The sequence below is a fragment of the Desulfovibrio sp. Fe33 genome, from assembly GCF_028532725.1.
Taxonomy (GTDB): domain Bacteria; phylum Desulfobacterota; class Desulfovibrionia; order Desulfovibrionales; family Desulfovibrionaceae; genus Pseudodesulfovibrio.
Genome location: NZ_JAQKGU010000001.1, coordinates 351,589 through 371,642, shown reverse-complemented (window position 1 = coordinate 371,642; position 20,054 = coordinate 351,589). Strand labels below are relative to the sequence as shown.

23 protein-coding genes and 1 tRNA gene are annotated in these 20,054 nt (G+C 60.8%); 12 read left to right on the top strand and 12 right to left on the bottom strand.

The genetic code is table 11. The features are described 5' to 3' along the window. Positions 1–44: 44 nt before the first annotated feature. A complete protein-coding gene (locus PSN43_RS01795; protein WP_272699000.1) occupies positions 45–1,862 on the bottom strand; it encodes a 30S ribosomal protein S1 in 1,818 nt (605 codons plus the stop codon). 356 nt (positions 1,863–2,218) lie between these two features. Between PSN43_RS01795 and PSN43_RS01790 the strand changes: the two genes are divergently transcribed. The 10 genes from PSN43_RS01790 to PSN43_RS01745 all read left to right on the top strand — a co-directional run bounded on the left by PSN43_RS01790 (position 2,219) and on the right by PSN43_RS01745 (position 8,736). Continuing rightward, positions 2,219–2,767: a hypothetical protein gene (locus tag PSN43_RS01790; protein WP_272698999.1), complete on the top strand. Its 549-nt coding sequence runs from the start codon at positions 2,219–2,221 to the stop codon at positions 2,765–2,767. Between the two features lie 6 nt (positions 2,768–2,773). After that, entirely contained in the window at positions 2,774–3,199 is a 426-nt protein-coding gene (locus tag PSN43_RS01785) for a pyrimidine dimer DNA glycosylase/endonuclease V (RefSeq protein ID WP_272698998.1), read from the top strand. A gap of 230 nt (positions 3,200–3,429) precedes the next feature. After that, positions 3,430–4,386, top strand: coding sequence for an ABC transporter substrate-binding protein (locus PSN43_RS01780; protein ID WP_272698997.1), 957 nt, complete (start codon positions 3,430–3,432; stop codon positions 4,384–4,386). Between the two features lies 1 nt (position 4,387). Next, on the top strand, positions 4,388–5,158 hold the full coding sequence (locus PSN43_RS01775) for an ABC transporter permease (protein ID WP_272698996.1): 771 nt from the start codon (positions 4,388–4,390) through the stop codon (positions 5,156–5,158). Further along, positions 5,155–5,922 (top strand): ABC transporter ATP-binding protein, encoded by a 768-nt coding sequence (locus tag PSN43_RS01770; protein ID WP_272698995.1) that lies wholly within the window; start codon positions 5,155–5,157, stop codon positions 5,920–5,922. The genes PSN43_RS01775 and PSN43_RS01770 overlap by 4 nt, the downstream gene beginning before the upstream one ends. A 111-nt stretch (positions 5,923–6,033) precedes the next feature. After that, positions 6,034–6,110, top strand: a tRNA-Arg gene (locus tag PSN43_RS01765). A gap of 100 nt (positions 6,111–6,210) precedes the next feature. Then, complete coding sequence (locus tag PSN43_RS01760; protein WP_272698994.1) at positions 6,211–6,633, top strand: hypothetical protein; 423 nt, start codon at positions 6,211–6,213, stop codon at positions 6,631–6,633. Between the two features lie 190 nt (positions 6,634–6,823). Further along, a complete protein-coding gene (locus PSN43_RS01755; RefSeq protein WP_272698993.1) occupies positions 6,824–7,165 on the top strand; it encodes a DsrE family protein in 342 nt (113 codons plus the stop codon). 164 nt (positions 7,166–7,329) lie between these two features. Then, on the top strand, positions 7,330–7,941 hold the full coding sequence (locus PSN43_RS01750; protein WP_272698992.1) for a class I SAM-dependent methyltransferase: 612 nt from the start codon (positions 7,330–7,332) through the stop codon (positions 7,939–7,941). A gap of 66 nt (positions 7,942–8,007) precedes the next feature. Further along, the gene (locus tag PSN43_RS01745; RefSeq protein ID WP_272698991.1) at positions 8,008–8,736 is read left to right on the top strand and encodes a TerC family protein; all 729 of its coding nucleotides are present in this window, start codon (positions 8,008–8,010) and stop codon (positions 8,734–8,736) included. A gap of 268 nt (positions 8,737–9,004) precedes the next feature. Here the strand turns inward: PSN43_RS01745 and hisG are convergent, their stop codons facing one another. The 3 genes from hisG to PSN43_RS01730 form a co-directional block, all read right to left on the bottom strand. Next, complete coding sequence (gene hisG, locus PSN43_RS01740) at positions 9,005–9,883, bottom strand: ATP phosphoribosyltransferase (RefSeq protein ID WP_272698990.1); 879 nt, start codon at positions 9,881–9,883, stop codon at positions 9,005–9,007. Beyond that, positions 9,883–10,257, bottom strand: a complete 375-nt coding sequence (gene hisI, locus PSN43_RS01735; RefSeq protein WP_272698989.1) for a phosphoribosyl-AMP cyclohydrolase — start codon at positions 10,255–10,257, stop codon at positions 9,883–9,885. Before hisI ends, hisG begins: the two co-directional genes overlap by 1 nt. Before the next feature lie 112 nt (positions 10,258–10,369). Then, positions 10,370–11,407, bottom strand: a complete 1,038-nt coding sequence (locus PSN43_RS01730; protein ID WP_272698988.1) for a PrsW family glutamic-type intramembrane protease — start codon at positions 11,405–11,407, stop codon at positions 10,370–10,372. Positions 11,408–11,681: 274 nt separating this feature from the next. Between PSN43_RS01730 and PSN43_RS01725 the strand changes: the two genes are divergently transcribed. Next, positions 11,682–12,845 (top strand): DegT/DnrJ/EryC1/StrS family aminotransferase, encoded by a 1,164-nt coding sequence (locus PSN43_RS01725; protein WP_272698987.1) that lies wholly within the window; start codon positions 11,682–11,684, stop codon positions 12,843–12,845. Positions 12,846–12,868: 23 nt separating this feature from the next. Here the strand turns inward: PSN43_RS01725 and PSN43_RS01720 are convergent, their stop codons facing one another. Further along, positions 12,869–14,059 (bottom strand): GGDEF domain-containing protein, encoded by a 1,191-nt coding sequence (locus PSN43_RS01720; RefSeq protein WP_272698986.1) that lies wholly within the window; start codon positions 14,057–14,059, stop codon positions 12,869–12,871. 147 nt (positions 14,060–14,206) lie between these two features. Next, positions 14,207–14,422, bottom strand: a complete 216-nt coding sequence (locus PSN43_RS01715; RefSeq protein ID WP_272698985.1) for a hypothetical protein — start codon at positions 14,420–14,422, stop codon at positions 14,207–14,209. A 263-nt stretch (positions 14,423–14,685) separates the two neighbouring features. On the opposite strand from PSN43_RS01715, the gene PSN43_RS01710 reads away from it, so the two are divergent. Then, complete coding sequence (locus PSN43_RS01710) at positions 14,686–15,372, top strand: response regulator (RefSeq protein ID WP_272698984.1); 687 nt, start codon at positions 14,686–14,688, stop codon at positions 15,370–15,372. A 482-nt stretch (positions 15,373–15,854) separates the two neighbouring features. Here PSN43_RS01710 and PSN43_RS01705 read toward each other — a convergent pair whose 3' ends face one another. The 6 genes from PSN43_RS01705 to PSN43_RS01680 all read right to left on the bottom strand — a co-directional run bounded on the left by PSN43_RS01705 (position 15,855) and on the right by PSN43_RS01680 (position 20,027). After that, the gene (locus PSN43_RS01705) at positions 15,855–16,487 is read right to left on the bottom strand and encodes a redox-sensing transcriptional repressor Rex (protein WP_272699203.1); all 633 of its coding nucleotides are present in this window, start codon (positions 16,485–16,487) and stop codon (positions 15,855–15,857) included. Positions 16,488–16,604: 117 nt separating this feature from the next. Next, positions 16,605–16,913, bottom strand: a complete 309-nt coding sequence (locus tag PSN43_RS01700) for an ATP synthase F0 subunit C (protein ID WP_071545633.1) — start codon at positions 16,911–16,913, stop codon at positions 16,605–16,607. A 73-nt stretch (positions 16,914–16,986) separates the two neighbouring features. Further along, on the bottom strand, positions 16,987–17,709 hold the full coding sequence (atpB, locus tag PSN43_RS01695) for a F0F1 ATP synthase subunit A (RefSeq protein WP_272698983.1): 723 nt from the start codon (positions 17,707–17,709) through the stop codon (positions 16,987–16,989). 25 nt (positions 17,710–17,734) lie between these two features. Beyond that, on the bottom strand, positions 17,735–18,136 hold the full coding sequence (locus PSN43_RS01690) for an ATP synthase subunit I (RefSeq protein WP_272698982.1): 402 nt from the start codon (positions 18,134–18,136) through the stop codon (positions 17,735–17,737). Continuing rightward, positions 18,120–18,422 carry an AtpZ/AtpI family protein gene (locus PSN43_RS01685; protein WP_272698981.1) on the bottom strand — a complete coding sequence of 101 codons (303 nt, stop codon included), beginning with the start codon at positions 18,420–18,422 and terminating at the stop codon, positions 18,120–18,122. Before PSN43_RS01685 ends, PSN43_RS01690 begins: the two co-directional genes overlap by 17 nt. Positions 18,423–18,737: 315 nt before the next feature. Further along, the gene (locus PSN43_RS01680) at positions 18,738–20,027 is read right to left on the bottom strand and encodes a DUF3426 domain-containing protein (RefSeq protein WP_272698980.1); all 1,290 of its coding nucleotides are present in this window, start codon (positions 20,025–20,027) and stop codon (positions 18,738–18,740) included. Between the last annotated feature and the right edge of the window lie 27 nt (positions 20,028–20,054).

The window sequence follows — 20,054 nt, the reverse complement described above, 5'->3', positions numbered from 1 at the left end:
GGAGAAACGGTCTTTGGTTCCTGCCATGCGCATGACGCTTCAACCTACTTGGTCTCTTCTTCCTCGGCCGGGGCCTCGGCTTCGACAACCTCGTCGGCTGCTGCGGCTTCTTCCTTTTCGGCAGCGGCCAGGGCGTCCCCGGCGGCTTCCTCAAGCTTCTCGCGGAGCAGGTCGCCCAGAGTGGATCCGGCGCTCACGCTGTCGCCGCCAAAGGACTTGGACTTGCTGCCGCCGGTGCGGACGGGCTCTTCCTTGGTCTGCTTGATGGACAGGCCGAGACGACGCTCGTCGGCGGACACGTGGATGACCTTGGCTTCGATGGTGTCGCCTTCCTTGAACATCTCGGAAGGGGACTTGATCTTCTTGCGGCTGATCTCGGAAACGTGAACCAGGCCTTCGATGCCTTCCTCGACCTCGACGAAGAGACCGAAGTCGGTGATGTTGGTGACGACGCCGGTGACCTTCTGGCCCACGGGGTACTTGGCCGGAACCTGGGACCACGGGTCTTCGGTCAGCTGCTTCACGCCCAAGGTGAACTTCTCGTTCTCCTTGTCGACGGTGAGGACCTTGGCCTGGACGGAATCACCGACCTTGTAGACCTCGGAGGGGTGGCGGATCTTCTTGGTCCAGGAGATGTCGGACACGTGGATCAGGCCGTCGATGCCCTCTTCGATGCCGATGAACACGCCGAACTCGGTGATGTTCTTGATGGCGCCCTCAAGGACGGTGCCCTCGGGGTACTTCTCGGCCACGACATCCCACGGATTCGGGGAGATCTGCTTCATGCCGAGGGAGATGCGCTTCTTGTCCGGGTCCACGCCGAGGACGACGACTTCGACTTCCTCGCCGACCTTGACCATCTGGGACGGGTGACGGAGCTTGCGGGTCCAGGACATCTCGGAGATGTGGACCAGGCCCTCGACGCCGTTCTCCAGCTCGACGAACGCGCCGTAGTCGGCCAGGTTGGTGATGACGCCGGTGAAGCGGGAACCCTCGGGGTACTTCTCGGCGATGTTCTCCCACGGATCGGGAACGAGCTGCTTCAGGCCGAGGGAAACCTTCTGGCCTTCGCGGTCGAAATTGAGGATCTTCAGCTGGAGATCGTCGCCCAGGCCGACCATTTCCTTGGGATGCTTGATGCGCTTCCAGGACATGTCGGTGATGTGCAGCAGGCCGTCGAGGCCGCCCAGGTCGATGAACACGCCGTATTCAGTGATGTTCTTGACCTTGCCTTCCACAACCTGACCCTCTTCGAGGGTTTCCAGCAGCTTGTCGCGCTGTTCGCTGCGCATCTCTTCGAGGAGCACGCGGCGGGAAACGATGACGTTGGAGCGGCGGCGGTTGATCTTGAGGATCTTGAAATCGAATTCCTGGTTGACCAGGGCGTCCATGTCGGGGACCGGACGCAGATCGACATGGGAACCGGGCAGGAATGCCTCGACGCCGCCCAGATCGACGGTGTAGCCGCCCTTGATGCGGCGGATGATCCGGCCGACGACTTCGCCGTCCTTCTCCTGGAGTTCTTCCAGTTTATCAAAAAGCTGCATCCGCTTGGCCTTGTCGCGGGACAAGTAGATGGTGCCTTCGGCTTCGTTCTTGCGGGCGACGAAAACGTCGACCTTCTCACCGACGGAAACGGCCACGGTGCCGTCAGCCTCGGTGAATTCGGAAACGGGGATTTGTCCTTCGGACTTGAAGTTCACGTCGACGAGCACGTAGTCCTTGTCGACCTTGACGACTTCACCGGAAACAATGGTTCCCTCGTCCAGATCACCGAAATCGGAATTCAGATACTCGTCGAGCGCGTCGGCGAAATTCATTTCCATTTCGGGCATTTCAACAGATTCATTAGTTTTTTCCATGGGTTACCTCCACAACGGACCTCGGGCAAAGTAGTATTAACGTATATTTTCAAGATGAGGGTTCCGAGTTGGCGGGTCATCGTTTCCGAGGCAGGCGAGCCCCGTTCACTCGGTCGACGCGTGCGGCCGATCCCGACATCTTTACGTTCTTAGACAGGAAAACGTGCGATTCAAACAACTTATGAAATAGCCATTCTCCCATTATAAGAAGAGCCATGTACGTATCGGAAATAGCGCACACTGTAAACCTTTTTTTGACAAGGATTCGACGCGTCCAGAGCGTTCCGCGCACGCACCCTTTGCCTAACCGGCACGAGTTGTGTAATGTGCCGTCATAACGTGATATGGAGGGCGTAATGTCTGAAGAACGTTTTGAAATCTTCCTGACCGAAGCGCGGGCCGGATGGCTGGAAGCCCGCCTGGTTTCAGGCGATTCCCACTTCGACCTGAGCGTCAACTCCAATTTTTCCGAGCCCATCAAGGACCTGTTCCGCTGCCTGTGCGACGTCCGCGGCCTGGACGCGCCCACCGACATGGAAACGGACTATCGGCACACCGAATTCGAATGGGGCGGCGAGGGCTGGCTCTACTACTGGGTCATCACCCCCCGGCCGAACGGCGTGCTCGACATCGCGGTCGACTTCAAGGGCAAACGCGAGGTGGGCGGCGAGGAATACCCGGTCTGGAAGATAGAGACCTCGACCACCTGGGACAAGCTTGCCGGACAGGTCTTCACGCAGGCTTCGGAAATGCTCTGGATGTACGGCTTCACCGGCTATTACGCCCGCTGGCAGAAGGACTTCCCGGCCGGGGACATGATGCGCCTCGGGCACCTGCTCCACGGCCGCCCGGCCGATACCAACGACTTCTCCCGCGAGTTGGGCTACCTGGCCGAGACGAGGTAGCGCCCCTTGCGGCTGTGGACCCTCCATCCCCGGTTCCTCGACACCAAGGGGCTGACCGCCGTCTGGCGCGAAGGGCTTCTCGCCCGCAAGGTCCTGCGCGGCGAGACCAGGGGCTATACCAGACACCCCCAGCTCATCCGCTTTCGCGCCCACCCCGACCCGCTGGCCGCCATCGACGCCTATCTCGCGGCCATCCTGGGCGAAGCCCGCGAACGGGGGTACAACTTCGACGCCTCCAAGATCGACGAGCGCGCCGCAGCGGCCCCCATCCGCGAAACCACCGGCCAGCTCGGCTACGAATGGCTCCACCTGCTCGACAAGCTCCGGCGGCGCGCCCCGGACCGCTTCAACGACTTGCACGGCCAGCACCCGGCGCCCCACCCCCTTTTCGTCCTTGAAGACGGAGACGTGCAGGACTGGGAAATCCGCTAGCCGCGTTCGCCGTAAAGATTTTGCCGAAAATGCGAAAATCGTGATTTCCGAGGCATTCCACCAGTCCTAACCGGCGTTTGATGATCGAAATTGTTGCACGTGGAACGGAAGTGAACTATCAGGTGACAAAATGCGGATTGCCGAAAATCCGGACTGATACGCGCGCGGAGGGGTCCGGCGGTGTACGGTCGATAGAATTTTTCATTCCAAAAGCCCTGGAGGGGGATATCATGAAACGCATCGTCCTGTTGGCCTGCGCACTTGTTCTCTGTGCTTCCACAGCCTTCGCCGGCACACCCGTCAAGGTTGCCCACGCCACCTGGGTCGGCTACGGCCCGCTCTATATTGCGAAGGAACTCGGCTGCTTCGACAAGGAAGGCCTGGACGTCGACATCGTCATCATCGAGGACGAGGCCCAGTACGCCGCCGCGCTGGCCTCCGGCAACATCGACGGCCTGGGCAACGTGCTCGACCGCGAGGTCATCCACTACGCCAAGGGCACTCCCGAGGTCGTGGTCTTCGGCATGGACGAATCCTCGGGCGGCGACGGCGTGGTCGCCTCGGGCGAGGTCAAGACCGTGGCCGACCTCAAGGGCAAGACCGTGGGCATGGACAAGTCCTCCACCTCCTACTTCTTCTTCCTGTCCATCCTGGACAAATACGGCGTGGACGAAAAGGATATCAACATCATGGAGATGGGCGCTTCGGACGCAGGCGCGGCCTTCGTGGCCGGACGCATCGACGCCGCCGTGACCTGGGAGCCCTGGCTGGCCAACGCGGGCCAGCGCGAGGGCGGCCACGTGCTCGTTTCCTCCAAGGACATGCCCAAGACCATCGTTGACGTCTTCGTGCTCAACGCCGACTACGTCGCGAAGCACCCCGAAGTCCCGGCCAAGATGACCAAATGCTGGAACGAAGCCATCGACTGGTATGTGCAGAACCCGGACAAGGGCAATGAAATCATGGCCAAGGCCATGGGCCTCGACACCCAGGAAATGGCCGACATGGCCGCGGGCGTGACCTTCCTCGGCAGGGACGACAACAAGGTCTTCTTCGACAAGGCCACGGCCAACAGCATCTACGAAGTAGCCGATCGCGCCATATCCTTCTGGAAGTCCAAGGGAATCATCACCAAGGACGTGAGCGTGGACAAGCTCATCAGCTCCGACTACGTCAACGCCGATTAACATGCGACAAAAATATCCGGCGGGAAAAGGGGCGTGGCTGGCGGCCGCGTCCCTGTCCGCCGTCTTCTGCATCTGGGCCGCTCTGGCCTACACGGGTTCGGTCAAGCCGCTGTTCCTGCCGCCGCCGCACAAGGTTTTTCTGTCCTTCGGGGAAATGTTCGAGGAAGGCATCCTCTTTTCCTACACCTGGGACAGCCTCTACCGGGTCATGGTCGGCTGGTCCCTGGCAGCCGTGACCGCCGTGCCCTTGGGACTGCTCATCGGCACGTCGCGCCGGGCTTCGCACATGATCGCCCCGGTCATGGAGTTCGCCCGCTACCTGCCGGTGGTCGCCCTGGTTCCGCTCACCCTGCTCTATTTCGGCATCGGCGACGCCCAGAAGTTCGCGATCATCTTCCTTGGCACCTTTTTCCAACTGGTCCTGATGGTCGCGGACAGCGTGGCCTCCGTGCCCGCCGACCTGAGCCGGGCCGCGGCCACCCTCGGGGCCAACCGGGCGCAGACCTACCGGCTGGTCCTGTTTCCCGGCGCGCTGCCGGGCATCATGGACGACCTGCGCATCACCGTGGGCTGGGCCTGGACCTATCTGGTGGTGGCCGAACTGGTGGCCGCAAACTCGGGCCTGGGCTACATGATCCTGCGCGCCCAGCGATTCCTGGCCATCGACCGGATTTTCGCCGGTCTCATCATCATCGGCGTGCTCGGCCTCTTGACCGACTATTTCTTCAAACTGCTCGGGCGCATCATAACCCCCTGGAGCGACAAGCAATGACCATGCTCTCCATAGACAATCTGGGCAAGGTCTTCGACTCCGGCAAGGGGCCCGTGACCGCGCTTGAGGACATCAACCTGACCGTGGACCGGGGCGAATTGGCGGTTATCGTCGGTCCGAGCGGCTGCGGCAAGTCCACGCTGCTGAACATCGTGGCCGGACTTGAGCTGGCCTCTTCGGGCCAAGCCACGCTCGAAGGCAGCCCCATCACCGGCCCCGGCGCGGACCGGGGCATGGTTTTCCAGTCCTACACGCTTTTCCCCTGGTTGACCGTGCAGAAGAACGTGGAATTCGGCCTGCGCCTCAAGGGGGTGCCCACGGCCGAACGCGCCGCGACCGCCCGCCGCTATATCGAAATGGTCGGGCTGGCCGGATTCGAGAATTCCCTGCCCAAGGAACTATCCGGCGGCATGAAGCAGCGCGTGGCCATCGCCCGCGTGCTGGCCAACAAACCGGCCATGCTGCTCATGGACGAGCCGTTCGGCGCGCTGGACGCCCAGACCCGCCTGCTGCTCCAAGAGCTGCTGCTGAAGGTCTGGCGCCAGGAGTCGAGCACCATCCTGTTCATCACGCACGACATCGACGAGGCCATCCTGCTGGCCGACAACGTCTACATCATGTCCAGAAGGCCGGGCCGCCTCAAGGCGCGCGTCCCCGTGGACATCCCGCGCCCCCGGGACCACAAGGCCTCGCTGACCCCAGAATTCTCGCGCATCAAGTCGCAGATCATGGAACTTCTCTGGGAAGAGATCGCCACAGACTGACCCGCGCCCCGGAAACCGCCGCCAAAACGGCTACAGCCCGAGATCAGCGGCAAACGCCCCAAAGGAATATCCTTGACCTCAGCCGCTCCCCTTGATTATGGAATGTCCCACGCGCCAGTAGCTCAGGTGGATAGAGCATCGGCCTTCTAAGCCGACGGCCGTGGGTTCGAATCCTACCTGGCGCGCCAAAATTTAAAGCGGTTACGGCGGTTCGTCGTGACCGCTTTGTTTTGAGAGGCCTGTAAGAAGGTTCCCTTTGAGGTTACATTGAGACGTTCAGCCATCCTCTTGAGCATTGTCCTGTTGCTGCCCCTCAACGCCTGGGCGCAGTCCATCCTGCCGCTCTCCTGCTCCGACGTAACCAAAATCGAAATATGGCGTTTGCGTGGCGAGGCTTGGCACCGCCCCTCCAAAGAGGGGTATAGTTATGCCGTCATCGTCTACCTTACGAAAGAGGCGCAGGAACGAATGGCCAAGGTCTATGCATCTACCGAGGAGACGCCGTTCATGGTTGATGGATGCCGTTTCATCATCAGGCATGTGCAGCTATCGGCTAACGGAAAACCCATCCGAAGCGACGCCCCGGCCTCGGACAGTTTTAGCGGAAAGCAAGCCGTCATAAGCAAAAAGACGGAAGAAGCCGCCTTTGAAGCGGCAAAACGAATTTGCCCCGCCAAGGTATCGGAGACCTTGCTCACAGACGGAAGCTAACAGGAACTTGAAAAGAGCTAACCCGCGAAATCAACTTATCTCCCGAAGGACATCCCACACTCCCCCTAAACACTGGACAGGTCCGGCAAAGGGAGTACAGACTTACAGCCGTCCGGATGGAGCTCGGACGCGCATCTAGACCAATTTCCCCTTTTGAACCCCCTCCACTCAACATACTCAAGGAACGCATATGAGCTACGATGTTGTTTTTCATTTCGACCATGATCCGAAGGCGTTGAAGATTTCCTTCAACAACATCAAGAACTACATGGCGCATTTCACCGGGCCCAAGCCCGCGGTGTCGCTGGTGGTCAACGGGCCGGGCGTGCAGCTTCTGCTCAAGGACGGCGAATATGCCGCGCAAATCAGCGAGGCGCACCAGCTCGGCGCGGAAATCAAGGTCTGCAACAACGCCCTGAAGAGCTTCGAGATCGCCCCGGAGCAGCTTTGCCCCGAGTGCGTCGTCGTGCCTGCCGGTATCGTGGAGCTCGTGGAATTGCAGAACAAGGGTTTCAGGTACATCAAGCCGTAGCTCCGCGCCGGAATTCCCTGCCCATAAGCCCCGGCTTCCACCGGGCGAAAAGCCCCCGCGAACACTCTTCCGGGGGCTTTTCGTTCGAGGGACGCCGCCTGCGCCTTCCCCGCGCCTTTACGGGACGGGTGACGCGTGACGCCGGGAATGCTATCGTGCGCGGCATGGATGAATACGGTTCCATCGCCACCCTGTACGACCCTGTCGTGGGCCCGGCCCTGCTTCCCGTCCATCGGGCCATGGCCCAAAGGCTCGCGCCATGCGGAGGCTCCATCCTGGACCTGTGCTGCGGCACCGGGCTGATGGCGGCGCAGGCTCTTCGGCTCGGGCTGGCCGTTACCGGCGTGGACCTCTCCCCGCATATGCTCGCCGTGGCCCGGCGAAAACGCCCGGGCGCGCACTACATCCGAGCCGACGCGGCCATCCTGCCCCTGCCCGATTCCAGCTTCAACGGCGCGGCGATCAGTTTCGCCCTGCACGAAAAGCCCCTGTCCGCCGCCCGCGCCATTCTGGCCGAAGCGCACCGGGTGGTCCGTCCGGGCGGCCTCATCCTCGTTGCCGACTATCTGCCGCCCGCGCCGGACCGGTCCCTGTTCACGGGCGCGGCCATTCGCCTTGTCGAACGACTGGCCGGGCGTACCCATCACGCTCTCTTCCGCCGCTACATGGACGATGGCGGCGCGGCCCCGCTCCTTGCGCAAGCAGGACTCTCCGCCCGCTGCGAACAGACCTTCATGGGCGGATGGGTCGGGCTTTACGCGGCCGTCCCGGCTTGAGCGGATTGATTTCACTCCCGGCTTTATTCATACTGGCGAAATCAAAACTCCGACCAAGGACGCGTCATGCTCGAAGGATTGTGGACCCTGGAAAACCTCATTGCGCTCATAACCCTGTCCGGGCTGGAAATCGTGCTCGGCATCGACAATATCGTCTTCGTGGTGGTGGTCACGAACAAGCTGCCGGAGGCGTCCAGGGACACGGCGCGGCGTCTCGGCATCGGCCTGGCCATGTTGAGCCGCATCGTGCTCCTGCTGGGCATATCGGCCATCATGGGGCTGACCGCGCCGCTCTTCTCGGTGTTCGGCCATATCGTCTCGGGACGCGACCTGGTCCTGCTCACCGGCGGCCTGTTCCTCCTGGCCAAGGCCACCCACGAGATTCACGACAAGCTCGAAGGACCGCCGCCGGGCAAAGGCGTGGCCAAGGCCGTACACTCATACGCCGGGGCGATGATCCAGATAGTACTTTTGGACGTGGTTTTCTCCCTCGACTCGGTCATCACCGCCGTGGGCATGGCCCAGCACCTGACCGTCATGATCGCGGCCATTGTCCTCGCGGTGGGCGTCATGCTGCTCTTCGCCGGACCGGTCTCCGACTTCGTATCTGCCCACCCCACGGTGCAGATGCTCGCCTTCTCCTTCCTGCTCCTGGTGGGCATCTTCCTCATGGCCGAAGGTATGCACAAGCACATCGACCGCGGTTACATCTACTTCGCCATGGCGTTCTCGCTGTTCGTGGAATTCCTGAACCTGAAGGTCCGCAAGCGGCGGAAGGCGGCCTCCGGTTCGTAGTAGTCGAGAGGATTGATTGGGGAAAAGGGGAAGCCGCCCTTAACGCCCTGAAGAGGAAAATCAGGAGTTGAAAGCCGCTTCGCTGCAATAGTCGGATGATTTCGCCTCCGGCGGCCAAAGGGTTATGACCCTTTGGAGACCCGTTAGCGCCTTCGGCGGAGGCTTTCATCTATTCAATACGGAGTGGATGCGGCTTTTGGTGCGAATGCAAAAAAAGACGCGGCCCGAAATGGACCGCGTCTTGCTTTCTCGTTGCCGCGCCGAACGGTTAGATGACCTTGTTCAGCGGGTATTCGATGATGCCCTCGGCGCCGAAGCTGACCAACCTGGGGATCAGCTCGCGGACGATCTTTTCCTCGACCATGACCTCGACGGACAGCCAGTTGGGGTCCTGAAGCTCGGCCACGGTGGGCGAGTTCAGGGACGGCAGGGTGCCGTTGAGTTCGGACAGCTTTTCCTTGGGCAGGTTCATCTTCAGCCCGACCATCTTGCCCGCGCGCAGCGCGCCCTGGAGGAGCATGTTGATCTCCTCGATGAGCTGCCGCTTTTCCGGGTTGGCCCAGGCTTCCTTGTTGGCGATGATCTGGGTGTTCGTCTGCATCAGCTCGGCGATGATCCGCAGGCCGTTGGCCTTGATGGTCGTGCCGGTCTCGGTGATCTCGACGATGCCGTCGCACAGCCCTTCCACGACCTTGGCCTCGGTGGTGCCCCAGGAAAAGGAGACGTCCACGTTCACGCCGATGGACTCGAAGTATTCCTTGGTGAAGCCCATGAGCTCGGTGGAAATCTTCTTGCCTTCCAGGTCCTCGGGCCGCTTGTATGGAGAGTCGCCGCGCACGCACAGGACCCAGCGGGCCTTGCGGTTGGACACCTTGGAGTAAATGAGGTCGTCGACCACCACCACGTCGGACTTGTTCTCGCGAATCCAGTCCATGCCGGTCAGGCCGACATCGAAAGTGCCGTTCTCGACGTACATGGACATTTCCTGGGCGCGGGCCAGGGAGCACTTGATGCGGTTGTCGTCGATGTCGGGGAAGTAGTTGCGCTCGTGCAGCTTGATCTTCCAGCCCGCTTTTTCGAAGAGCTTGAGGGTCGCATCCTGGAGGGAGCCTTTGGGAACGCCGAGTCGAAGAAATTGTTCACTCATTATTTATAAACCTCTCTGGGGTCGAAGACGAGGGGCGAACACGGGCTCACCTCGCCGTCCTTGAGTTCACGGTAGAAGCAGGAGCGGTAGCCTTTGTGACAGGCCGCGCCGCCGATCTGTTCAATGAGAAGTACCAAGGTGTCGTCGTCGCAGTCAATGCGGATGGACTTCACCTTCTGCGTATGGCCCGAGGTACCGCCCTTATGCCATAGCTCCTGACGGCTGCGGCTCCAGTAATGAGCCTCGCCGGTCTCCAGGGTTTTATCCCATGATTCTTCGTTCATGTAGGCCATCATCAGGACCTCGCCGGTTTCGGCGTCCTGGGCGATGGCGGGCACAAGCCCATTCATCTTTTCGAAATCTGGTCTGATCACTTGCGGTACCTCGTATCAGATGGTGTTTCCGGGGCCCTGAATTGGGCCGGGGTCGCTATATAGCCAATACCGTGCCAAAGCGCAACCTGCGCGCCCGGACGTCACCCGATCGTCATTTGCCGTCCCGATCGCGGAGCATACCGGCCGTCAGTTTACCCATGCCCCGGGCAGCGAACCCCAGACCGTAAACGAAAAAAATCACGGCCACGGCCAGGGATATGCGGGACATGGGGTCGCCCGGATTGCCCAAATGAGCCGCTCCAGCCAGAGCGCAGAACACCCCGACCAGGCACAGGGCCGCGAACAGCAGGTCCATGGGGCCGGTCTCGTCACGGCACGCCTTGAGCCAACGCCTGAAGCGGCTGCGCTTGAGAGTCGGGTCGAGAGTTCGCGACCGGCTGGGCAGGACCCGGCTGAAGCCGAAGCTCGGCGGCGCGTCCTCACGCTGCATGGTCCTCATGGCTCGGGTCAGCACGGCCACATAGCGGACCAATACGAACATGACCACGCCGAAAAGCACGTTCAACCCCACGGTCACGGTACCCGGAATGGCGACGTTCATGGACTCGGCGGCCCGGAAGGTCAGCGGGACGAAATCATACAGCCCATGGAAGAGAACGGCCAGACCCAGCGCCTTGAGATACCGCGCGGCCCGCTCTCCGCGCGAGAATGCGGCCAGACCGACGTGGTAGCCCATGACCGCTCCCACCAGGGCGTGGCACGGCACGGCCAGAAACGCGCGCCCCACCGCCACGTTCAAACCGCCGTCCAGAACATAGAGGAGATTCTCGGCCGTGGCGAAACCCAGCGACACGGTCACGCCGTAGACGATGCCGTCCATGGGCTCGTCAAAGGCGGGATGGTTGACGCAATACCGCCTGAGCGCGATGAGCTTGAAGCACTCCTCGGGCAGGGCGGCCATGAGAAACGCCTGTCCCGCTCCCATCAGGTAGGGGTTGCCGGGAGGCAGGGCCGAAGCGATCAGGGAAAGAAAAGGGTAGAGCAGGTAAATGCCGAGGACGATGAGCACCCCGAGCAGAAAGGTCGAGATCAACGCTCCGGCCGGTTCGGGATACCTGTCGTTCGACAGGAACAGCCACAGGAGCACGGCGGACGGCACCACGGCCATGAGGAAGAGCAGAATTCCCACGGAGGCCCTCGTCGGTTTTGTTTGCGACCCGTACTGGATAGCCGACCCCGCACCGTGCGGTCAATGGTGTTCGACGCCTCCGGCGGCAGGGGGCAACGTCCCGCCTGAATGTGGATTGCGCGGTGCCTGACTATTCCCGCTGATTCTTGAGCCTCCCCGGCGGGACAGGTTGAGCCGGACGCGTCCCGGCCGTGCGCGACGCGGTCGACATTTACCGCCAAGCCATTATCTGCTACAGCTCGCCACACACAACCCATACAAGGAGAACACGGACATGCCCGTTCGTTCCAAGGATAATTTTCTGGTTTTCGGCGCGCCCCGCATAGAGCAGGAGGAAATCGACGAAGTCGTGGCCTCCATGAAGTCGGGCTGGATCGGCACAGGCCCCAAGGTCGCCCGTTTCGAGAAGGACTTCTCGCAATACGTGGACGCCCGCTACGCCGCGGCCTGCAACTCCTGCACCGCCGCCCTGCACCTCTCCCTGGTCGCCCTCGACCTCAAACCCGGCGACGAGGTCATCACCACGCCGCTGACCTTCTGCGCCTCGGTCAACGCCATCATCCACGCCGGGTGCACGCCCGTCCTGGCCGATGTGGACCCCGTCTCCCAGAACATCGACCCCGACTGCATCCGCGAGAAAATCACCTCGCGCACCCGGGCCATCCTGCCCGTGCATTTCGCGGGTCGCCCCTGCGACATGGACCCGATCATGGCCATTGCCGACGAGCACGGCCTCAAGGTGGTGGAAGACTGCGCCCACGCCATCGAGACCACCTACAAAGGCCGCCATGCAGGCACCTTCGGCAACTTCGGCTGCTTTTCCTTCTACGTGACCAAGAACGTCTGCACCGGCGAGGGCGGCATGGTCATCGCCCGCGACGAGGAAGACATCCGCACCATCAAGGTGCTCGGTCTCCACGGCATGTCCGCCGACGCCTGGAAGCGGTTCTCGGACGAAGGGTACAAGCATTACGAGGTGGTCCACGCCGGATTCAAGTACAACATGATGGACATCCAGGCCGCCATCGGCATCCATCAGCTCAATCGGGTGGAAGAGAATTTCAAACGGCGCTGCGAAATCTGGGACATGTACCAGGAGGCGTTCCGCGCCCTGCCTGTAGGCACTCCCGCCCCTGAGGAGCCGGACACCCGCCACGCCCGGCACCTGTACACCCTGATGATCGATCCCGTCGCCTGCGGCATCGACCGCGACCAGTTCCTGGTGCGGCTGACCAAGGAAAACATAGGCGCGGGCGTCCATTACCTGGCCATACCGGAGCACCCATACTATCAGGAACGGTTCGGCTGGAAGCTTGAAGACACTCCGCACGCCGTCGCGCTGGGCCGAGAGACCCTCAGCCTGCCGCTGTCTCCGAAACTCACCGACGACGACGTGGCCGACGTGATTAAAGCCGTGAATATCTGCCTGGGGGCGTAACAGCCCCCAGGGCCCCCGGCCCGCTACTCGTTCCCGGCCAGCCTGTTGCGCCCGCCCGCCTTGGCCGCGGCCAGGTATTGCTCGGCTCTGGCGACCATGGACGCCGCGCTGCTTAATTCCCTGTTCCCCGCGAGGCCCATGGAGACGGTCACCGTCAATTCGGGATGAATTTCATCCCATGGATACCGCTCGACGGCCTGCCGTATGTTCTCGCAAGCCACGGCAGCCCGTTCCCGGGCAGTGTTGGTGAACAGGACCACGAAATCCTCATCGCCGTAGCGCGCGACCACATCGCTCTTGCGGGTATGCCGGGAGAACAGCTCCGCCACCTTCTCCAGGACCAGATCGCCCACTTCCCTAGTGAAGGTTTCGTTCAAGGCCCGGAAACGGTCCAGGCTGCCCATCATGACGGACAAGGGCTGGTCGTACCGCTTGGCGCTCTCGAAAAATAGCCGCGCCTGTTCGTCGAAATGGCGGCGGTTATACAAGTTCGTCTGCGGATCGGTCACGGCCAGTTCGTCGCGCTCCACCCGACAACGGGCCAAATCCTCGTTTACGGCGTTGTAAGCCGCGGCAAGCTCTCCCAGCTCGTCGTCCGTCGACGCCTCGACGCGATGGGGCTCTCCTCCCTGTTCGCGCCCCATGCGGACGGCCGCGACCAAATCGCGGACCGGAGCGGATTGACGCCAGGCCATGCCCACGCCGAACAGCCCGACCACAGCCGCAGCCACCGCCATGCCCACGCCGAGAGACGCATCCAGCCTGCCCAGGAAGACCCCGTCGGCACCTGACGGCCGCACCACGCCCATACGCGTGACCAGCGCGGCCACACGCCCTCCCACGCTCACGGGCTCGGCGCGTGCAAGCACTTCACCGGACACGGTCTGGCCCACCTTGAACGAACCCGCCGGGTGCAGCACCGTGCCGCGCTCGTCCATTACCAGGAATCGGAACGGCATTCCCTGCCACTGCCTGGATACCCCGTCACCCGAGGTCGCGAAAACGCCGAACGGTTCGGCAAGCATGGCTTTGTCCAACCCGCCGTGCCGGGCCGCGTAGTCGGCCAGGTCCGCCTTGAACATGGCGAACTCGCGGGCCGAGACATACTCCGTGAAGTCGGACCGAACCAGTTGCCTGGCCACGAGCACGGCCGCCAGGCAGGCTACAAGGCCCACAACCAGGTAACTCACGGTCAATTTGGATTGCAGATGCATAACGGAGGCTCCCCGTCTTATATAGGAAAGACTATTCGGACGATGCCTATATTTCACCAATCCTGTCCGGGAGTCAATTACTACCGGGCTTACCAACAAAAAGGCCCGGATGACCGGGCCGTTGCAGCAATATGGCCTGGACCCCGCCTAACAATCGTGAAAGTCCTTGTTGATGTAGAAACAGAGATCGAACAAATTCTGAACCATTTCATCCACCATACCCTCCGGCCGCGTCCCCGCCGCCTCGACGCTGACGGTCTTGTTCACGATCTTGGAGAACAGCATTCCGATGAGCTGATCGTCATACAGAGTCCAGTACTTGCTTCCCGAGGGAAATTTCTTATCGAATCCGTGGTAATACATCGTCGCTCCGGTGGAGGCTGAAAGGTTCCTTCCGTTGCCTACTTATCGGCTGCGGCACCCCTTCGCTTTATGCCTTGAAACAAGATTGTCGCCAAATTAATTCAACAGGTTGCTTCAACCCAACCACGCCGCAAGTCCGCGCCGGAGCGGATTCCGCAAGGTTCCCCCGGGAACGCCAAGTTGCGAAATTGTTGCTCACATGTAACACTGAATGTTACAGACATGGGGTATAGCAGTCCCAATCACACCGAAAGGAGCCTACTGTGTCAGCCCAGAAAATCCTGGTGGTCGAAGACCACAGAGACACGCGAGAACTGCTGAAATACAATCTCACCGCCGCCGGGTTCGACGTGGCCGCCGCTGAAGACGGCCAGCTCGGCCTCAACCTGGCCCACGCCTTCAAGCCCGACATCATCCTGCTTGACCTGATGATGCCCGGTACCGACGGCCTTGAGGTCTGCCGCCAGCTCAAAGGGGATCCAGCCACGGCCCGCATTCCCGTCGTCATGCTCACGGCAAAGGGCGAAGAGGTCGACAAGATCGTCGGTCTTGAGCTCGGAGCCGACGACTACGTGGTCAAACCCTTCTCTCCGCGCGAACTCGTTCTGCGCATCAAGGCCATCCTGCGCCGCTACGGCGCGCCCGAGCCCAACGCTCCCAAGCTTTGGGAACGCGAAGGGCTGCGCATCGATTTCGAGGCGCACCAGATCACCATCGACGACGAGGAAACCGCCCTCACCGCCACCGAATTCAAACTCCTGACCGTCCTCGTTTCCGGGGCGGGCAAGGTCCAGACCCGCGACAACCTCCTGGACACCGTATGGGATACCCACTTCGAGGGCTACTCCCGCACCGTCGACACCCATGTTCGCCGGCTGCGCCAGAAGCTCGGACCGTACGCGTCCTGGATCGAAACCATTCGCGGCGTGGGCTACCGCTTCAAGGCCTAGTCCGCTTCACTGCCGTATTTTACCAAGAAAAAGGCCCCCGCAAGCATCGCTTGCGGGGGCCTTTTCACATCCACGGTCAAAGGGCCTGAGAGGCCCCATACCGGCGCAGGTGGGTTCACATCAGCGCTCAGGCGTCGTTTTTTCGTCCAGCCGGAACCACGCGCGTCGTTCAGGGAGCGCATGGCGGCGGACTCAAACCGACACCCTACGCTTTCCATCTTTAATGGGGGGCAACCCTGATGAAGTTCTACTCCTGAATGGAGACGCTCCCGGGACTAAGCCGCGACGCCCCCGGATCGCACGCGGAAAACGGTCCGGTAGCCTGAGCCAATCCCAAGCCAGGCCCACAAGGCATTTATCCTGAAAGCCCAAAAGACAAAAAAAGAAGAGAACGGACCAAACCGCGCGAGACGGTTCTCCGTAGACTCAGGGAGCTTCCCCGGAAGACCGGAGCAAGCCGAAAAGAGGGGGTGTCTTCTACCCTAATCGCTGCCGAGCGTTATCTGGAATGCAATGGAGTATAGGTGGTCGAAAAAGTCCACGTACTCGACGGGGATGTGCTTGGGCACATTGATCCTCGACGGCGCGAAGTTGATGATGCCGCGGATGTTGGCCTCAACCAGGTGGTTGGCTGCGCGCTGAGCGCGATCCGGAGGCGTGGCGATGATGCCGATTTCAAGATTCAATTCAGGCGCGCGTTCCTTGAGGTGGGTGGGGCAGACGATTTCCATGCCCTCGAACTCGAGCCCGATCTTGTCCGGGTCGCAGTCGAAGGCGGCGCAGATTTTGAACCCGCGCTTTTCGAAATCGTGGTGACGGAGCAGGGCGCTGCCCATGTTGCCCACGCCGATGAGGGCGCACTTCCAGAGTCGGTCGATGCCGAGCGACTGCTTGATGGAAGTAATCAATTCCTGAACGTAGTAGCCCACGCCGCGTACGCCGAATTCGCCGAAGTACGCCAGGTCCTTTCGAATCTGGGAGGAGTTGACTGAGCAGGCCCGGGCCAGGCGCTCCGAGGACACGACGTCATTGCCGTCCCGAAGGAGGTTCTCGAGGACCTGAATGTAGACGGCGAGCCGTCCAATGGTTGCTTTAGGGATATGTTCGCTTTTCATCATAATTTTGGGCTCTTTCCGGTCAAGAGGCTTTCCGGTATGTGAAATTCTTAACATGAAAGAGGCTGAAAAAGGGAGGCCGAAGCCTCCCTTTGAAAGGACTCCGTAAACCTGAAACTAGACGACGAAGAGCAGGATCAGGTTGACGACCAGGGCGTAAATGGCCAGGGATTCGATGAAGGCCAGGCCGAGGATCAGGGTGGTGGACAGCTGGCCACCGGCTTCGGGGTTGCGGGCGATGCCTTCGCAAGCGCCCTTCACGCCCATGCCCTGACCGATACCGCAGAGACCGGCGGCGATGCCCATGCCGATAGCGGTGGCGTAGGCCTTGGCGGACATGACGGGATCAGCACCTTCAGCGGCGAAGGCGACGGACGCGACCAGGACCATTGCCAGGGTGGTGAACAAAATCTTCGCGATTTTCATGTGAATCCTCCAAATGGATTACGTAATATTGTTGTGGTCCAAGGACCATTTCCCCAAATTAAGCAGACTTCTTCTAGTGGGCGTGTTCGATGGCGCCCTGCAGGTACAGCATGGTCAGCATGAAGAAGATGAACGCCTGAATGGTCTTCGCCAGGATGAACAGGAAGTACATCGGCAGGGAGCCGAGAACCGGCGCCAGGAAGAACATCAGGATCAAAACGATTTCCTCGCCGCGGATGTTGCCGAAGAGACGAAGAGTCAGGCTGAGCGGACGAGCAAGGTGAGAGATGGGCTCAAGGATAAGCATGAGCGGGGCCAGGAAGCCGACCGGGCCCATGAAATGCTTGATGTAGCCGAAGCCCCATTTCTTCATGCCCACGAACTGATAGAAACAGAACACGATGATGGCCATGGCGGCCGGCGTGTTGATGTTCGCGGTGGGCGCGTCGCAGCCCGGCACGAGACCGAGCCAGTTCATGCCCAGGATAAAAATGAAAATGGTGCACAGCAGCGGCATGAATTGACGGCCTTCTTCGCCCAGGTTGGCGACGACGAAGTCCTCAAGCCCTCCGATGATCGTCTCGAAGACGTTCTGGAGGCCGCCGGGGACCAACTGCAGGCGGCTGCGGACCATCAGTCCCAGCCCCAGGATGATGGCCATGACCAGCCACATGTAGAGCACATGGTTGATGCTTTGCACGCCGAGAGCGTGTTCAACCTGGGTGCCCCAATGGCCGATGCTTTTCAGCATGTCCATGTACAAGAGAGGATGCGGCAATCCGCCCGAAAAACCCATATCAAAGCCTCCTTAAGCAGTTCGGCTATTTTTCCCTCAACTGACTCAGGCCGGTCGCGGTGATGTTGACCACCACGGTTCCGAGCCCCGCAATCAACCCCCAGTGAGGAACTCGCTCAACTCCGATCAGCCACCAAAGTGCCAGCCCGCTCAGAGTCATTTTTCCCATGAATATGACAAACAGCAGATATGGTCCCCTCTTCTGGTCGTAGACCAACGACTGGGTCACGCGGGCGAGTGTCCAGAAGTTGACCAGGGCGATTACCGCCCCCGCCAGATAGGCCAGGGACCACCGGGAAAACAGTGTTGCCAGCATGATCACTAGAGAGGTCCCCAGCGACACATAAATCTGGTTGCGGACAACGATGCGCACATCCGGCTTGGTGAAGCCGCTTCTGACAAGCAGCCGTTCAAGCCCTTGGTTCATCCTGCCCAGCACTCTTTTCTCCGTCCTGTTTCAAAGAACCGGCTCTTTTAGCTTCTTCCCGCCTCTGGAGACGCCTGAAGTCCTCGAAAATCATCTTGAACCCGGCGATGACCCCCAGAAAGAAGAAGATCATTATCAACCAAGGCCTGGTCCCGAAGTATTCATCAAGAAAATACCCGATGGTCAGGCCGACGACGGTGGCCGATACGATGTGAAGTCCCATCGTGCCGGCGGTGCCCCCCAGCTGGGTGATGTTCACCCACCGATCGTCTTTTGAAAAGAACATGTTTACACCTCGCAAAGGCCGGGATACGCGAGCGTCGGCAGTGGGTTGCCACCCCGCGCAGGCATTTCGTGCAATCCTTCACAAGTGGAGGAGGAGTAGCACACGCCGTCAATTCCCGTCAACGTCTTTTTCAGAAACGATGATCCTTTTTCGAACTTTCTGCAACTGCTATAAACTATTAAAATCCGGCTGCTTAAACCATACGTACAGCCTATATGTGAAAAATATCCCGATTTTTGTAACGGGTCCGCGAAAAAGCGGATGGACAACCGTCTCCATCCGCAAAATCGTCCGTTTTCCAAGGCCCGGACGCCCCTATTTGGGGTCGCTCACGTCCACAACCTTGACCAGGAACTCCTTGACCCCCTCGGGAGGCGTGAAGAACACCGCCATGAAGGGTGTGGATGCGCCGGGCCGGATGAACGTGTTGTTGGAAAGAATGCCCACATCCGAAGCCAGCCCGTCCTTGATCTCCTTCTCGGTCTGCACCTGAAGCTGGAACTGCGACAGCACGTTGCCGCACAGGAGGGACTGGGAGGTCAGGACGTTGTTCCCGGCGTCGTAGAGAACCACCTCGACCTCGACCCGCTCCTTGGGCTTGGAAAACTTGTTGACGGCCTTGCCCTCGACCACGAACAGGTTGCCCACCTTTTCGTTGGCCACATAGTACTGCTTGACGTTCTTCAACTCGATCTTGCGCACGCGCTCGGCCGGAGATTCGCCCGGTGCGACGCTCTCGCCGCCGTTGTCCTCGGCGAAAATCTGCCCGACGAAGGGCACGTCCTTGAGCATGGCTCCGAGGTTCACGCCCGCATAGGTCCAGACACGGAAATAAATGGCCGCGCCGACGACCACGGCAAGGATGAGCAGAACAACCAGGCACCCCAGGGATTTGCGGCTGCCGGGCTGCGGCTCCTCGTCCAGCTCCAGGCTTTTGCCCAGGCCGCCGGACGCCGCTCCGTCCCCGTCCCCGTCCTCGGAGGGGAAAAGCGCGCGGGAATCGTCGATCTCGGCCTCGTCGGCGTCCTCGAACAGGTCGCCGTCGTCTTCATCGCCCTCGTCCGTGAACAGGTCTTTGCCGCGTCCGCTCTCTTCAACGAACAGATCATCGGATTCGGCTTCCTCCCCGCCTTCATCCTCGGCGAACAGGTCGTCGGACTCGTCGTCCTTTCCACTGCCCAAAGCGGCGAACAGATCGTCCTCTTCATCGGCCGGGGTTTCGTCGGCCGGGGTTTCCCCGTCCTCGTCGGAGGGCGTCTCGTCCGCGAAAAGATCGTCCGTGTCGGGCATTTCCTCGACGACCCTGTCGGCCGCGTCCGATGCCGTGGACTCGTCCTCATCGGCCGTCCCGGCCGTCTCTCCGGTCTCGGCGGCGCTTGCGGCCACGTCGTCGAACGTCCTGTCGAAATCCTCGCCCGCAGCGGAATCCACGCCGCGCTCATCGTCCTCAAGCAGCGCCTCGACCTCTTCCTCGGGAGTGGCCGGAGGCAACTCCACCTTGAACACGTGCGCGCACTTGGAGCACTTGACCTTGGCGCCGCCGGCCGGAACTTTTTCATCGGGCAGGTTGTAGCTGGTCTCGCAATTCGGGCAGGTGACGATCATAATTCGATCTCCAGAAAGTCCGGTTGG